Consider the following 15,119-nt stretch of genomic DNA (forward strand, 5'->3'; position numbering starts at 1 on the left):
ACCAGCGCGACGGATTGTCGCGCCGGCGGAAGGTGCGCCCGCCCGGCGAAAAGATCAATCGCGCAGCAATTCGTTGATCGATGTCTTGGAGCGGGTCTTGGCGTCGACGCGTTTGACGATGACGGCGCAGTAGAGGCTGGGGCCAGGCTCGCCGTTGGGAAAAGGCTTGCCCGGCAGCGAGCCGGCGACGACCACCGAATTGGGCGGCACTTCGCCGTAGAAGATCTCGCCGGTGGCGCGGTCGACGATCTTGGTCGACTGGCCGATGAAGACACCCATGCCGAGCACCGAGCCTTCGCGCACGATGCAGCCCTCGACGACTTCCGAACGCGCGCCGATGAAGCAATTGTCCTCGATGATGGTGGGGCCGGCCTGCATCGGCTCCAGCACGCCGCCAATGCCGACGCCACCCGACAGATGCACGTTCTTGCCGATCTGGGCGCAGGAGCCGACCGAGGCCCAGGTGTCGACCATGGTGCCCGTATCGACATAGGCGCCGACATTGACGAACGATGGCATCAGCACGGCGCCCGGCGCGACATAGGCGGAACGGCGAACGATCGACGACGGCACGGCGCGGAAGCCTGCCTTCTCGAAATCGACGGCGCTCCAGCCATCGAACTTGGACGGCACCTTGTCCCACCAGACAGCCTCGCCCGGGCCGCCCTTGATGATCGCCATCGGATTGAGCCGGAAGGAGAGCAGCACGGCCTTCTTCAACCACTGGTTGACGTGCCATTTGCCGTCGGGCTGACGTTCGGCGACGCGGGCGGCGCCGCGGTCGAGCAGGTCGAGCGCGGCCTGGATGGCGTCGCGCGTCTCGCCGCGGGTCGCGGTCGAAATCGTGTCGCGCTCCTCGAAGGCCTTCTCGATGGTCTTTTCGAGGCTCGCCAGATCGGGCTTCGACATGAATTCGCTCCATTACCAAGCTGTTAAGGGGCTGCGCCTTAACCTGTTTTGAAAGTCGCGCGGACCCCAGGCATGCTTCGCCTGTCTGGGTCTTTGCATAAGCAGGTTCTTGTCGCAAAACCGCCGGATACTTCTGCGGAACCTGCTTATGTTAAGGCTCCATGGGGGTCAATCGCACCTGCGTCATGGGACGGCGCAGTCAAGGAAATTTGGACGGGTAATTTGATGACACCTATGGAAAAGGCGGGGTGGACGCCGCTGCCGCATTCGGACGAGGATCTGGAGCGGTCGAAAAGCGTGCCGGACACGCCGCAGACGCGGGCCGAGACCTACCGGCTTGCCTGGAACGATCCCGACTTCATGACGCGACGCGAATTGCGCGCGGTGCGGCTGCAGCTCGAACTCCTGAAGCCGGAAATGATCCTGGCCGAGCGCGGTATCCGTTCGACGGTGATCCTGTTCGGCGGCGCGCGACTGCCCGAGCCCGGCGGCGAAGCCTGGGCGGCCAAGAACGAGACGCAGAAGAAGAACCTCGAGGCAAACAGCAAATATTACGAGGAGGCGCGCAAATTCGCCCGCCTGTGCTCGCAGCAATCGGCCGCCTCATACTACCGCGAATATGTCGTGGTGACCGGCGGCGGCCCTGGCGTGATGGAAGCGGGAAACCGCGGCGCCGACGATGTCGGCGCGCCGTCGATCGGGCTCAACATCGTGCTGCCGCACGAACAGGCGCCGAACGCCTATGTGACGCCGGAGCTGTGTTTCAACTTCCACTATTTCGCCATCCGCAAGATGCATTTCGTCATGCGCGCCAAGGCGGTGGCGGTGTTTCCCGGCGGCTTCGGCACGATGGACGAGTTCTTCGAGACGCTGACGCTGATCCAGACCGGACGCATGGAGCGCGTGCCGGTGATCCTGTTCGGCAAGTCGTTCTGGAAACGGGCGATCAATCTCGATTTCCTCGCCGAGCAAGGCACGATCAGCCCCGGCGACCAGGACATCATCGATTTCGTCGACACGGCCGACGAGGCGTGGGGGATCATCAGCCGGTTCTACAAATTAGGGGAGTAGGGCGGAGAACTGGGGAATTGAAGAATTGAGGGCCGGATCGTTCCTCCGATCTCCAGTTCTTCAATTCCTCAATTCTTCAATTCCTCTACCCCCTCCACAATCGCCGTCAAGAACCCCGCCAGATCGTCAGTGACGAAGTCGACATCGTCCTCCTGCGCGGGGTCGCGTTCCCAGATCTCGGCGAAGGTCGGCTCGAAGTTGCGTGGCACCACCAGCACGGTGGTCATGCCCAGCGCCTTCGGCACCTCCAGGTTGCGGGCGAGGTCCTCGAACATCACCGCATTGTGGCCGGTAACGGCGTGCAGCGCGGCGAATTTCTCGTAGGTCTGGCGCGCGGGCTTGGGGTTGAGGCCGGCCGCGACAATATCGAAGATATCGTCGAAATGATCGAGGATGCCGAGCTGGCGCGCGGTGCGCTCGGCGTGTCGGCGATCGCCATTGGTGAAGATGAACTTGCGACCGGGAAGCTGGCGGATGGCGGTGCCGAGGACAGGGTCGGGCACCAGCCATGAATAGTCGATGTCATGCACCTTCTCGAGGAAATCATCGGGATCGATGCCGTGGCGCGTCATCAGCCCATTCAGCGTCGTGCCGTATTCGAGATAGAGCTCCTTCTGCAGCTTGCGCGCCTCCTCGCGCGGCAGCGACAGCAGTTCCCCGACATAGGCGGTCATCTTGACGTCGATCTGCGAGAACAGATTCGAATGATGCGGATAGAGCGTGTTGTCGAGGTCGAACACCCAGTCGGTGACATGGGCGAAGCGGGCGGGATCAGGCAGCGTGGTCATGCGCTCCTTATGGCATGAAACGGGGAATCTGAAAGAGACTTTATCCACAACTTTCGCGCGCTTTGAGTGGCGGAAATGGCGGCACGATTCAAATTTTAAGCAACCGGGAAAGGTGGCCTTCAGGGCTTGCTGGCACAGAGACAGTCCTGTGGGGAGCCCGCGATGAACAGCATCATTCTGAAATCCGCCGCTATCGCTTTCGCCTCCGTCGCCGCCTCTCTTCTCCTGACGCTGATCATCGTTCCGGCCCTGGGATTCCCGATCAACCGAACGATCTGGCTGACCTCCACCCTCTGTCCGCTGGTGCTTGCATGGGTGGCCTGCGCCAGCACCTTCTGGCAGAGCGACAGGTTGAAAAACGCCCACCGCGAACTGGCCCGGGCGCACGCCCAGCTTGCAGCGGCGCACCGCCGCCTGTCGGAGAAGGCGAGCCGCGACGACATGACCGGCATGCTCAACCGGGAAAGTTTCTTTGCCGCGCTGGACGGCTCGCGGCGCAAGTCCGACCGCGGCGCGCTGCTGATCATCGACGCCGATCATTTCAAGAAGATCAATGACAGTTTCGGCCACCTGACCGGCGACGATGCGCTGCTGTTGATCGCCAGCGCCATCGAGCGCGGCGTGCGCAGCGGCGACGTGCTTGGCCGCATCGGTGGCGAGGAGTTCGGCGCGTTCCTGGTCGGGGCCACCGAGCAGGAAGCCAAGCGTGTCGCCGAGCGCATTCGCCGCGAGGTCGAGCTGATCCGCTTCCGGCCGGTCGATGAACGGACCATTCCGCTGACCGTCAGCATCGGCGGCACCGTGTGCGGCGAGGACGTCAACGTCTCGGAACTGATGCGCGCCGCGGACCGGCGCCTCTACCAGGCAAAGCATCGCGGTCGCAACCTGACGATCCTCGATACGGACATTTCCGCGGCCGCGTGAGCCGCCAGTCCGATACACCCGGCCTGTTAAGGAATTTCTAACCCTGTTTGCATTCGGTTGTGCCGCCTGGCCGGCTTTACACCGCCTTGAGACCGGGCTTGGCACGATACTGGCCTCTGTGACGATGCGTGTGCCGTTCGGGGAATGTCACGCGCGCATCGAAGCCCCTGCCCGAGAGACCTGTCATGAGTTTCTTCATAAAAAAAATGTCGCGTCGCACGCTCGTGCAGGCGCTGATCGCCCTGCCTGCCCTGTCCGTGTTCCGCAAGCTGCCTGAGGCCGATGCGACCCATACCGGTCCATCACGGGCCGGTTCCTCCCGGGGCGATCGATCCCATGGCGACCCGAATGAGATCGTCGAGATCAATGGCTGGATCCTGAAGCGGAGCGACCTGGCATGATCTTCGACAGCTATGAGGCGTATCGCGCCGCCAACTTCAAACCCAGGGTATGCGTCCTCGGTTCCGGCCCGGCCGGCACCACCATTGCCCGCAAGCTGGGTGCCGCCGGCATCCCGGTCGTGGTGCTCGAGGCCGGCTCGCGGGACTTCAGCGACGAGTCGCAGGATTTCTACCGTGGCACCACGGTCGGCGATTTCTATTTCGATCTCGACATCACCCGGCTGCGCTATATGGGCGGCAGCTCCAACCACTGGGCCGGCTGGTGCCGCGTGCTCGACAAACAGGATTTCGAGCCGAAGGCCTGGGCACCCGACACTGGTTGGCCGATCCGCCGCGCCGACATCGAGCCCTATCTGCATGAGGTGCACGATATCCTGGAGCTTCCCGATTTCCGGCCCGACGTGCCGATCTCGGACGACATACGCTGGGTGCAGCTGATCAAGAGCCCGGCGGTGCGCTTCGCCGAGAAATTCGCCGACGAACTCGACAAGAGCCGGAACATCGCCGTCGTGCTCAACACCTATGCGACCGAGCTTGCCGGCGACGGCAAACGGGTGACCGGCGCCAAACTTTGGTCCAACGGCCAGGACGCCGGCTCGTTCAGCGCCGACTATTTCATCGTCTGCACCGGCGGGCTGGAGAATTCGCGGCTGCTTCTGTGGTCGAACCAGCGCTCCAACGGCGGCGTCGTTCCGAACGCCATGGCACTCGGCCGCTACTGGATGGAGCACCCGACCTTCGAGGGCGGCAATGCCATCCTGGCCGATTACGGCGAGTTCGAGGTCGATGCCGTCAACGAGGCTTTCTTCTCGCCGACGCTTGCCGCGATGGAGCGGCTGCAGATCATGAATTTCGGCATCAGGCTGATCGAGACGCCCTATGCCGGCGTCAAGCATGTGATTGCGGACCTCGCCTGCACGGCGCCCGACATGGCCGAATGGGTCGCCTATCAGCTCAGCCAGAACCTGCGCTGCGCGGCCCAGCTCTACGTCGCCTGGGAACAGGCGCCGCTGGCGTCCAACCAGATCGAACTGTCGAAGACCGATGTCGACCATGCCGGCGTCCCGCGCATCGAGCTGCACTGGAAGAAATCGGAACTCGAACGCCGCACGCTTGTCGAAGGTCTAAAACTGTTCGGCAAGACACTGATCGAGAAGGATCTCGGCCGGGTTCGTCTGATGGATTGGATCGCCAATGGCGAGGATTATCCGACCGACGAGGAGACCGCCGGCCACCATCACATGGGCGGTACGCGCATGGGCACCGACGTCACCAGGAGCGTGGTGGACGCCAACTGCAAGGTGCACGGCATGGATAATCTCTATGTCGGCGGCTCCTCGGTGTTCTGCACATCCGGTCAAGCCAACCCGACAACGACGATCACCGCGCTGGCCTGCCGGCTGGGAGAGCATCTGAGCAAAGTGGTCTCCGTCTGAGCGGCCGGGAATATCCGCGACGGGCGCGGTTGCCGGTCAGATCGATGGTTTTTCGAGCGGCGCCAGGTCGGCACGGTAACGCGTCATAGCGCGGGTCGTGCGCGAGCCGAAGCGGATGAAGAAGGGCAGCATCAGGTCGCGCAGGAACAGGGCGATGCGGCCTTTTACCTGTTTTTGCGAACCGATGCGCCGGCTGACCTTGACGATGTGCTCGACGCGGTCCTGGCGCAGCGCCTGAAAGGCGGCGAAGGCCTGCGTCGGCAGCGGTGTCGTATCCAGGCACGCGGTGAGCACCACGGCATCCTCGATGGCCATCGACGCGCCCTGCCCGGAATGCGGCGAGACGGCGTGCGCGGCATCGCCCAGTAGAATCACTCGGCCGGTGTGCCATTGCGGCAGATGCAGCATGTCGAACACGGGATAGGCGCGCGGAATTTGCGTGACGGTGTCGACGATCTGGCGGATCGTTCTGGGGTCGCCGGCATGCAGCTGGCGAACGGTTGCCGCCAGATGGAGGGGATCGGGTCTCGCCAGGGCGGCATCCTCGTCCAGTGGGAAGGACGAGAACCACAAAACCGGCCCGTCATCCGGCTTCATGTAACCGAAGAAGGCTTTCTTGCCGAACACCATATGCATCAGGCCGTCGGTCGGCGCGACAAAGGGCAGTTCCGCCACACCGCCGACGCCGGTCAGTCCGGTATAGACAGGATCCGGGGAGGCCGGGAAACAGACGCGGCGGACGCGCGACCAGACACCATCGCAACCGGCCAGCCATGCGGCATCGACCGTGGCACCGTTGCCGAAGGCAAGGCGTACACAATCAGCCTGTTCTTCGATGTCGGCAAGCGCATGGCCAAAACGGATGTCGGCGCCAAGTGCCAGCGCTTCATCCAGCAGCGCGCCGAGCAGGTCCGAGCGCCGCAGCGTGACGCTTTCGGCGCCCGCTTCGCACATCGATTGCCGCTCGTCGAGATGGATGAGCCGGCGCCCGGCGGCGTTCATGATCTCGAAGCCAAGTGTGCGAATGCCCAGTGCGCTTACACGCTCGGAAAGTCCAAGCGCGCGCAAGGCATTGATGCCGTTGGGCGCCAAGGTGAGGAACGCGCCTTCGCTCAACGCCTCGCGCGATCGTGCCTCGAACAGGCAGACGCCGATCCTTTGCCGGCGCAGCATGACGGCAAGGGCCAACCCGGCGACGCCGGCGCCAATGATGGCAACCGGCAATGGCGAGGGGGTGGAGACGGCCATCGTTAAAAGCCGTAGATGGCGATGCGCACCAGCACGGCCGCGGCGGAAAGCGCCACCAGCAGGATGCCGAGGCCAATGGGAGAGCCCCAGCCATACCATTCCATCGCCAGCTTGGCGTATTTGAATTCATCCTCATGCGAGAGAGGGGTACGTTGTTGAATCAAACTCATTTTTCACTCCATGTCGGCGATCGGCCCTTGCCTTGTCCAGGCTGCGGCCGCATATTGCTGTAATGATCTAAATGTTAGACAGATTGATAATTAGATGGTCGAAATAAATTCGTCAAGCGAGAATCGTGAGGACATGACGAGGGCGATCGGCCTTGCCATCATGCAGTGGCAGGACGCGACGCAGGCCTATGACGAGGCGGTGGGGATGAGGCTCGGGCTGAACATGGCCGAGCGCCATTGCATCGGGCTGCTCCATGGCGACCCGCAATCGGCTGGCGCGATCGCGATCGCGACCGGGCTGACGCCGGCCGCGGTGACGGCGCTGATCGACCGGCTGGAAGCGCGCGGCCTGCTGACGCGCACGCGCAGTCTTGAGGACAGGCGCAAGGTGGTGATCGAGGCGACCGAGGCGACGCGGGAGCTGTCGGCGCGATATTACGGCGCCATCGCGCAGGAGGGCGAAAAGGTCATCGCCACCTTCAGCGACGCCGAGCTCGCGACCATATCGCGCTTCGTCAACGCCGCGCTCGACCTGCAGCGCGCCCAGCTTGCGCGGCTGAAGGCAGAGGGGGCGGACAGCCCTGTGCGATAGAGGCGCCGTTGTGTTCGCGGCGTCACCCCGCAAATGTCGGCGGGGACAGGGACTATTTCGGCCGGACCCCATAGACGACAAGAAACGCCTCCACCGAGGCATCCGCGTGCCGTTCCAGTTCGGCCTTGGAGCGCCGGTTGCTTCCCGTGAACATGGCCTCGTTCATGGGGATCCAGAGAAGCATTCCAAAAAGATGGCTGGCTGCCAGATAGGGATCGCTGGTTTGTATCAGTCCCCGACTGGTGAGTTTTTGAAAGCAGGATGCGGTCGAGGCAAGCATGCGCTCAAAACCCTTTTCGTACCAACCGCGGCCAAGCTGCGGCATTCGATCCGCGTTGGCGATGATCAAGCGCCGTAGCTTCAACAACTCTTCATCCATGAGAACCGCTATCAGACGGCGGGCAAGCTGCTGCAGGCCGCCTTCCATGAATTTCGCCTCGGAAAGCAGCGTCGTCACGGACTCGATGATGTCGTTGACCTGGCCAGCGGTTGACAGAACGACTTCGCCGAACAGCGTTTCCTTGTCGGTGAAATGTTTGTAGACGGTCTGCTTGGACGCCCCCGCTTTGGTGGCGATTTCCTCCATGCTGGTTCCATCATAACCCTTGCTGATGAACGCCGCCGTGGCCGCCTGGATGATCTCTCGATCCTTGCGTGCCGATCTGGTCTCACCGTCGATTTTCATGATGCCTTCCCAGCCAGTACTAGACGGTACCGTTCCCACATGGTAGCCATGGAACGGTACTGGACTGACTAGTACCTGTCAACGAAGGCAAGGCTTAGACCGATGACCAAGATGATCTTCATAAATCTGCCGGTGCGTGATCTGCAGGCTGCGACCAACTTCTATCTCGCGATCGGAGGCACGCTCAATCCGCAGTTCTCGAACGACCAGGCCAGCTCGATCATGTTCTCCGACTCGATCGGGGTGATGTTGCTGACGCACCAGCATTACGGCCAGTTCACAACGCGCCAGATCGGCGACGCCAGGCGCGACAGCCAGATGCTGATCGCACTCACCGCCGGCAGCAAGGACGAGGTCAATGCCACAATCGAGAAGGGCGTGGCGGCCGGCGGCCGCGCCGATCCCAACCCGGCGCAGGACCTCGGCTTCATGTTCAACCGCCACATCGAGGATCCCGACGGCAACGTCTGGGAGTTCCTGTGGATGAACCCAGCCGCCATGCAATAGCCCGGCGGGATCAAAGCGTCCAAAGCGCGTCGGGGCGCCACGGGGGGACGCGGCGCGCTTTGTGTTTGTTGGAAGGCGTCGCGCAAGGCGTCGAAGGACGGCAGCACGAAATAGGCGCGCTGGAACTTGTCGATCTCGTATCCCGTGCGCATCACCGTTTCGAGGTCGAAGGGCACATGGTGGGCGTCCTTGCCCTCGACGGCGAACTGCAGTTCGGTGAAGGACGACATCAGGCCAGCGCCAAAGGCCTTCAACGGCTGGCCGGCCTCCTGCATCAGGCCATATTCGGCCGTGTACCAATAGAGCCGGGTGATCATCTCGTCGCCACCCAGTGCGATGATGTCGCCCGCCTTCTTGCCATACATCTGCATGAAGTCGGCGAAGACCGGCTGCGACAGCACCGGCACATGGCCGAAGAAATCATGGAACATGTCCGGCTCGACGATGTAGTCGAGTTCCTGCCTGGTGCGCAGCCAGTTGGTGACCGGGAAGCGCCGGTTGGCGAGATGGTCGAAAAAGGGGGCGGCGGGAATGAGGCCGGGCACGGCGACGATCTCCCAACCGGTCAGCTTGCGCAGCTTGGCGCTGACCTCGTCGAAGTCGGGAATGCAGTCGATGAGGCCGAGTTTTTCGACACCATCGAGATAGGAATGATGGGCGAGCTTGCGCGTCAGCTTGGTCTGACGGTCGCACAAAGTGCGCCACACGGCCTGTTCCTCGGCGCTGTAGTCATAGCCCTGCGCCACGGTGAAGTCGGCGCGGCAGACCGAGTAGTCGCCGCGCAACCCTTGCGCCGCACAGTCGCGGGCATATTCGGCAACACTCATCGTCGTCATGGTCTTTCTCCTCGCAAATCAGAACTGGCAGACATGCCCGGAGGGTAACCGGATTTGCCGAGGCAATTCGGTTTTGATGATGGTTCATCAGCGATATTCGGGATAATATTCACTCACAATCCGCACTAGAGGAGTGAAAATGCCTCAATTCGACGATTTCGAAATCAGGATGCTCGATGTCCTGCAACGCGACGGCCGCAAGCCCGTCTCCGAGCTGGCGCAAGAGATCGGCCTGTCAACGACCCCATGCGCGCGACGCTTCGAAGCGCTGCAGGATGCCGGCATCATCAAGGGCTTTGCCGCGGTGATCAGCCGTCGCGCGGTCGGGCTGATGGTCGAGGTGTTCATCCAGGTGCGCCTGGTCAGCCACAGCGACGGCTCGCCGGAAAGCTTCATTGCCGCGGTGCAGCGCATGGACGAGGTGTCGTCGTGCTGGACCATGACCGGCGACCACGACTTCCTGCTGCATGTCATGGTGCCGTCGGTCGACGAGCTCAATGCCTTCGTCATGCACCGGCTGATGCGGCTCGACGGCGTGCGCGACGTCCACACGCAGCTCGTGCTGCAGAACATCAAGGGCCCCGGCCACGTGCCGCTCGCGCATCTCAGGCGATGAGACCAGCCTTCCTCATTCCTGCGGAAAAGCTGCACGCAAACTGCTGAAACGGGCCAATCGGGCGTCCACATCGCCGACCAGCATGCGCGGACCAACTGCCTAAGAGGTCCGCCATGAAAATCGTCCTGATCAATCCGCCGCACACCGCCATCGGCAGCCGGGTGCCGGACGATCACCTGCCGCCGCTTGGCCTGCTGGCGATCGGCGGTCCGCTGATCGATGCCGGTCATGAGGTACGGCTCGTCGATGCAGAGTTCGGGCCGATGCCGCTCGACAGCGTGGTGCGCGACGCCCTGGATGGCTTTCCGGACTTCGTCCTGATCGGCCATTCCGGCTCGACCTCGGCGCACCCGACCGCCTTGCTGATCGCCGGAATGATCAAGGAGCGCGAGCCGGCGACCATCATCATCTATGGCGGCGTTTTTCCAACCTATCACTGGCGCGACATATTGGCGGCGACCGATGTCTTCGATTTCATCGTGCGCGGCGAGGGCGAGGCGACCGTGGTGGCGTTGATCGAGGCGCTTGAAATGCACCAGCCGCCGGCGAGCGTCGCCGGCATCGCCTTTCGCAACGATTTGCGGCGACCTTTCGCCACGCAGGCGGCCATGACCATTGCCGAGCTCGACGCCTACCGCGTCGGCTGGGAGCTGATTGACCACAGCCGTTACAGCTATTGGGGCGGCAAGCGCGCCGTGGTGATGCAGTTTTCGCGCGGCTGCCCGCATCTGTGCAATTATTGCGGCCAGCGCGGTTTCTGGACCCGGTGGCGGCATCGCGATCCCAAGAAATTCGCGCGGGAGATCGCCTGGCTGCACCGCGAACATGGCGTCGAGCTGATCAACCTCGCCGACGAGAACCCGACGGTTTCGAAGAAGGCGTGGCGCGCCTTTCTCGACGCCCTGATCGCCGAGAACGTGCCGGTGCTGATCGTCGGTTCGACCCGTGCCGACGACATCGTGCGCGATGCCGACATCCTGCATCTCTACCGCAAGGCCGGCGTCATCCGCTGGCTGCTCGGCATGGAAAACACTGATGAGCAGACGCTGCAATTGATCCGCAAGGGCGGCAGCACCTCATCCGACCGCGAGGCGATCAGGCTGTTGCGAAAACACGGCATATTGTCGATGGCGACCTGGGTGGCCGGCTTCGAGGATGAAGGGTTTCGCGACCTGTGGCGCAGCTTTCGCCAGCTGATCGCCTATGATCCCGACCAGATCCAGGCGCTTTACGTGACGCCGCATCGCTGGACGCCGTTCTTCCGCATCGCGCGCGACCGCAAGGTCATCCAGAAGGATGCCCGGCTGTGGGACTACAAGCACCAGGTATTGCACATGACGCGGCTGAAGCCGTGGATGCTGTTCTTCAGCGTCAAGCTGATTGAAGTCGCCGTGCAGTCGCGGCCAAAGGCGCTGGCGCGCATCCTGTTCCACCCCGACCCCGAACAGCGGCATTCGATGCGCTGGTACACGAAGATGGGCCGCCGCGTTTGGTTCCGCGAAGTCTGGGGCTTTCTGGTGCAAGACGGCCCGGTGAAGGACGGCCCGACGCTCGCCGAATTCTGGGGCGCGCCGCAGGATGCCGAAGAGGAATCGATGACCGTCGCACGGCCGCCGCGCAAGCCGGCCGAAACCGTTGTCGCGATCTCGTCGAACGCCTGACTGGGCTCGCGGCACTCTCACAAAAATACGCGGCGTATGTATATTGACATACGCAACGTATGTACCCACATCCGACATACGGGGCGTATGTAAATTGCCCCGACAGTGGAGCGCAGGCCACGATCGTCGGGAGATCGGGCCTGGCTTTGTTTGAACGGAGTGAAAATGACCAAACGCGACGCGATCTTCCCCGCCGGCCGGCAGGCTCTCTATGACACCAACCGCTATTCGGCGGCGATCCGCTCGGGGGATCTTCTGTTCGTCTCCGGCCAGGTCGGCAGCCGCGAGGACGGCTCACCCGAGCCTGTCTTCGAAAAGCAGGTCCAGCTTGCCTTCGACAATCTCGCGGCCGTGCTGAAGGCCGCCGGCTGCACGTTCGACGACATTGTCGACGTCACCACATTCCACACCGATCCCGCCGCGCAGTGGCAGGCGATCGACGCCGTCCGGCTGAAGGTATTCGGCGAACCGCCCTATACGAACTGGACCGCGATGGGCGTCAACTGGCTGGCCGGCTTCGACTTCGAGATAAAGGTCATCGCGCGCATCCCACAGTCCGCCTGATCGGCCAGCCGCGGGCGACGCACGCGTCGCCTCAGGGCACGATCAGCGTGCCGGCGCCGTGTTCGGTGAAGAGCTCGAGCAGCACCGCATGCGGCGTCTTGCCATTGAGGATGACGACGCCTTCGACGCCGCGCTCGATCGCCTCGATGCAGGTCTCGACCTTGGGGATCATGCCGCCCGAGACCGTACCGTCCTTGATCAGCGCCCTGGCCTCGGCGACGGTCAGCTCGTCGATCAGCTTCTTGTTCTTGTCGAGCACGCCCGGCACGTCGGTCAGGAACAAAAGGCGCGAGGCCTTGCAGGCGCCGGCAATGGCACCTGCAAACGTGTCGGCGTTGATGTTGTAGGTGTGGCCGTCGCGGCCGGGCGCCACCGGCGCCAGCACCGGGATCATCTCGGAGCGCGCCAGGAGGTCGAGCAGCGTGCGGTCGACCTCGACCGGCTCGCCGACGAAGCCGAGATCGAGCACGCGCTCGATGTTGGAATCGGGATCGATCATCGTCTTGCGCGCCTTTTCGGCGAAGACCATGTTGCCGTCCTTGCCGCACAGGCCGATCGCCCATTCGCCTTCGGCGTTGATCAGCGCGACGATCTCCTTGTTGATCGAACCGGCGAGCACCATCTCGACGATCTCGACCGTCTTCTGGTCGGTGACGCGCAGCCCACCCTCGAATTTGGATTCGATACCCATCTTGGCCAGCATGGCGCCGATCTGCGGCCCGCCGCCATGGACGACGATCGGGTTGACGCCGGATTGTTTCAACAGCGCGATGTCGCGGGCGAAAGCCTTGCCGAGCTCGATGTCGCCCATGGCATGGCCGCCATATTTCACCACGACGGTCTTGTGTTCGTAGCGCTGCATGTAGGGCAATGCGCGTGACAGCAGGGCGGCCTGCATTTCGGCGGTGGCGGCGATGTCCGTCATCTGGCGGTTCCCTGGCTTTTTAGTTTATGCATGTCGTTGCCCCAAAACCGCTGGGCACTTTTGGGCGACATGCATCAGGTAAAGACGGCGGCGTCTTAGCGGGAATTGGCGCGAGGGGCAAATGGCATTGCTGTCATATTCGAACCTCTCACGACGTCGTCATCGCGAAGGAACCATCAAGGGCGCCCTCCGGCCAAGCCAGCCCGAAAGCTTCTCCATCTGCGCGGCGAAGGACAAAAGCGTCTCCTCGTCGCCGGGGCGGCCGGCAGCCTGGATGCCAAGCGGCAGGCCGGCTTCGGTGACGTGGACGGGCAGCGCGATCGACGGCTGGCCGCTGACATTGTGGATCGCCGGCCAGTGGGTGAACAAAAGGCTCTTGTCCATCAGCTGGCCGAACAAGGGTTTCAGCTTGAGCAAGGGCGTGAGGTGAAGCTTGTCGAGCAGGTTTTCGATCAGTTCGTCGGCGCCTTTCGGATCCATGGCGCCGCAGGCGAGCGGCGGGTGCGCGATGACAGGCATCAGCACGGCGTCATAGCGCGCGGTTTCCTCGATCATTCGCCGCGAGGCGGCATGCAGCCGCTGCAGGCCGGCATAGATCTCGCCCGCCGAGACCATTTCGCCCAACCGGCACAGCACCCGGGTGGCGCGCTCGACATCGCCGGTAACGGAACGGCCGACGCGCAGCGCTTCGGCCCGCAGCACGCCGGCGACGGCCGAAGCAACCGTCCTGCAGAAATCGGCCAGGAAATCGCGGCCGATGAAGGGCAGGTCGATCTCCTCGACCGTATGGCCGCCCTCGCGCGCCAGCGCCACCGCGGTGTCCAGCGCCTTCATCGTCTCGGCCGAGATCGGCAGGTCGAGCGGCGAGTCGCGGTAGACGGCGAGCCTTAGCTTGCCGGGATCGCGCGCCGCGGCGGCGGCGAATGTGCCCTTCGGCTGAAGTGCCGCATAGGGCGACAGAGGATCGGGACCGTGGGTGAGGTCGAGCAGCAGCGCGCTATCGCGCACCGAGCGGGTGACGGCATGGTCGACCACCATGCCGTACCAGCTTTCGCTGACCAGCGGCGTCAGCGGGATGCGGCCGCGCGAGGTCTTGAGGCCGACCAGGCCCGTGCAGGCGGAAGGCACGCGGATCGAGCCGCCGCCATCGGAGGCATGCGCCACCGGCACGACGCCGGCAGCGACCAGGGCCGCCGCACCACCCGACGAGCCGCCGCTGGTGTGGCCGGTGTTCCAGGGATTGCGGGTGATGCCGAATGCCTTGGATTCGGTCATCAGCCGCAGCCCGTGTTCCGGCGATGTCGAGGTGACGATCGGGATCAGTCCGGCGGCGAGGTAGCGGTCGGTCATCACCGAATTGACGTCGGGCACCGAGGCCGGAATGCGGCTGCCGCCATGCGACGGAACACCCTTGATGGCGATGCCGAGGTCCTTGGTGGCAAAGGGCACGCCGGCCAGCGGCAGCGCGCGGTCGATCGTCTTGGCCCTCGCCCGCGCACTTTCATAGAGCGGCTCGGCCGTAGCATTGATTTCAGGCCGCGTAGCCTCGGCGCGCGCGATCGCCGCTTCGATCAATTCGACCGGTGAGACCTCGCCCTTGCGCACCAGACCGGCGAGGCCGGTTGCGTCTTCTTCCCACAGGATCCGTTCGACCGACATGGCGCGCTCCCCCACTCCAGCCAAGCTAGCCAGCGGCGATTCCCTTGGCAATCCAAGCCTGCGCCTGGACACCGGGACTTTAGGTGCACAGAATATTTCCGGCGTTGCAAATACAACGTAATCGCCT

General features: G+C 63.4%; 16 protein-coding genes and 1 pseudogene. 9 read left to right on the forward strand and 8 right to left on the reverse strand.

The window, feature by feature from the left end; translation table 11 throughout:
• Positions 1-54: 54 nt before the first annotated feature.
• Positions 55-909, reverse strand: a complete 855-nt coding sequence (gene dapD / locus AC04SF_RS13745; protein ID WP_488478235.1) for a 2,3,4,5-tetrahydropyridine-2,6-dicarboxylate N-succinyltransferase — start codon at positions 907-909, stop codon at positions 55-57.
• Positions 910-1,134: 225 nt separating this feature from the next.
• On the opposite strand from dapD, the gene AC04SF_RS13750 reads away from it, so the two are divergent.
• On the forward strand, positions 1,135-1,980 hold the full coding sequence (locus AC04SF_RS13750; protein WP_488478236.1) for an LOG family protein: 846 nt from the start codon (positions 1,135-1,137) through the stop codon (positions 1,978-1,980).
• A gap of 68 nt (positions 1,981-2,048) precedes the next feature.
• Here AC04SF_RS13750 and AC04SF_RS13755 read toward each other — a convergent pair whose 3' ends face one another.
• Positions 2,049-2,768: a pyrimidine 5'-nucleotidase gene (locus AC04SF_RS13755; RefSeq protein ID WP_488478237.1), complete on the reverse strand. Its 720-nt coding sequence runs from the start codon at positions 2,766-2,768 to the stop codon at positions 2,049-2,051.
• A 162-nt stretch (positions 2,769-2,930) separates the two neighbouring features.
• Between AC04SF_RS13755 and AC04SF_RS13760 the strand changes: the two genes are divergently transcribed.
• The 3 genes from AC04SF_RS13760 to AC04SF_RS13770 all read left to right on the forward strand — a co-directional run bounded on the left by AC04SF_RS13760 (position 2,931) and on the right by AC04SF_RS13770 (position 5,529).
• Positions 2,931-3,692 carry a GGDEF domain-containing protein gene (locus tag AC04SF_RS13760; RefSeq protein WP_095203769.1) on the forward strand — a complete coding sequence of 254 codons (762 nt, stop codon included), beginning with the start codon at positions 2,931-2,933 and terminating at the stop codon, positions 3,690-3,692.
• A gap of 185 nt (positions 3,693-3,877) precedes the next feature.
• Positions 3,878-4,093, forward strand: a complete 216-nt coding sequence (locus AC04SF_RS13765) for a hypothetical protein (protein ID WP_488478238.1) — start codon at positions 3,878-3,880, stop codon at positions 4,091-4,093.
• The gene (locus AC04SF_RS13770) at positions 4,090-5,529 is read left to right on the forward strand and encodes a GMC oxidoreductase (RefSeq protein ID WP_488478239.1); all 1,440 of its coding nucleotides are present in this window, start codon (positions 4,090-4,092) and stop codon (positions 5,527-5,529) included. Before AC04SF_RS13765 ends, AC04SF_RS13770 begins: the two co-directional genes overlap by 4 nt.
• A gap of 36 nt (positions 5,530-5,565) precedes the next feature.
• Here the strand turns inward: AC04SF_RS13770 and AC04SF_RS13775 are convergent, their stop codons facing one another.
• Together AC04SF_RS13775 and AC04SF_RS13780 are read right to left on the reverse strand one after the other, a co-directional pair.
• Positions 5,566-6,777: an FAD-dependent oxidoreductase gene (locus AC04SF_RS13775; protein ID WP_488478240.1), complete on the reverse strand. Its 1,212-nt coding sequence runs from the start codon at positions 6,775-6,777 to the stop codon at positions 5,566-5,568.
• A 2-nt stretch (positions 6,778-6,779) separates the two neighbouring features.
• A complete protein-coding gene (locus AC04SF_RS13780) occupies positions 6,780-6,947 on the reverse strand; it encodes a hypothetical protein (RefSeq protein ID WP_488478241.1) in 168 nt (55 codons plus the stop codon).
• A gap of 94 nt (positions 6,948-7,041) precedes the next feature.
• On the opposite strand from AC04SF_RS13780, the gene AC04SF_RS13785 reads away from it, so the two are divergent.
• Positions 7,042-7,539, forward strand: coding sequence for a MarR family winged helix-turn-helix transcriptional regulator (locus AC04SF_RS13785; protein WP_488478242.1), 498 nt, complete (start codon positions 7,042-7,044; stop codon positions 7,537-7,539).
• Positions 7,540-7,591: 52 nt separating this feature from the next.
• On the opposite strand, the gene AC04SF_RS13790 is transcribed toward AC04SF_RS13785, so the two are convergent.
• On the reverse strand, positions 7,592-8,224 hold the full coding sequence (locus AC04SF_RS13790; protein WP_488478243.1) for a TetR/AcrR family transcriptional regulator: 633 nt from the start codon (positions 8,222-8,224) through the stop codon (positions 7,592-7,594).
• Between the two features lie 102 nt (positions 8,225-8,326).
• Here AC04SF_RS13790 and AC04SF_RS13795 point away from each other — a divergent pair, with 102 nt between their 5' ends.
• On the forward strand, positions 8,327-8,731 hold the full coding sequence (locus AC04SF_RS13795) for a VOC family protein (protein WP_038651191.1): 405 nt from the start codon (positions 8,327-8,329) through the stop codon (positions 8,729-8,731).
• Positions 8,732-8,784: 53 nt separating this feature from the next.
• Here AC04SF_RS13795 and phhA read toward each other — a convergent pair.
• Positions 8,785-9,567 (reverse strand): annotated as a pseudogene (gene phhA, locus AC04SF_RS13800) (phenylalanine 4-monooxygenase); the annotation flags it as partial.
• A gap of 139 nt (positions 9,568-9,706) precedes the next feature.
• On the opposite strand from phhA, the gene AC04SF_RS13805 reads away from it, so the two are divergent.
• The 3 genes from AC04SF_RS13805 (at position 9,707) to AC04SF_RS13815 (ending at position 12,408) form a co-directional block, all read left to right on the forward strand.
• Complete coding sequence (locus tag AC04SF_RS13805) at positions 9,707-10,183, forward strand: Lrp/AsnC family transcriptional regulator (protein WP_488478244.1); 477 nt, start codon at positions 9,707-9,709, stop codon at positions 10,181-10,183.
• 113 nt (positions 10,184-10,296) lie between these two features.
• Positions 10,297-11,844 (forward strand): magnesium-protoporphyrin IX monomethyl ester anaerobic oxidative cyclase, encoded by a 1,548-nt coding sequence (gene bchE, locus AC04SF_RS13810; RefSeq protein WP_488478245.1) that lies wholly within the window; start codon positions 10,297-10,299, stop codon positions 11,842-11,844.
• Between the two features lie 165 nt (positions 11,845-12,009).
• Positions 12,010-12,408 (forward strand): RidA family protein, encoded by a 399-nt coding sequence (locus AC04SF_RS13815; protein WP_488478246.1) that lies wholly within the window; start codon positions 12,010-12,012, stop codon positions 12,406-12,408.
• Between the two features lie 31 nt (positions 12,409-12,439).
• Here the strand turns inward: AC04SF_RS13815 and argB are convergent, their stop codons facing one another.
• Positions 12,440-13,333 carry an acetylglutamate kinase gene (argB, locus tag AC04SF_RS13820; protein WP_095203777.1) on the reverse strand — a complete coding sequence of 298 codons (894 nt, stop codon included), beginning with the start codon at positions 13,331-13,333 and terminating at the stop codon, positions 12,440-12,442.
• 159 nt (positions 13,334-13,492) lie between these two features.
• On the reverse strand, positions 13,493-14,992 hold the full coding sequence (locus AC04SF_RS13825; protein WP_488478247.1) for an amidase: 1,500 nt from the start codon (positions 14,990-14,992) through the stop codon (positions 13,493-13,495).
• Positions 14,993-15,119 lie beyond the last annotated feature (127 nt).

The sequence above is a fragment of the Mesorhizobium sp. CNPSo 4671 genome, from assembly GCF_057784245.1.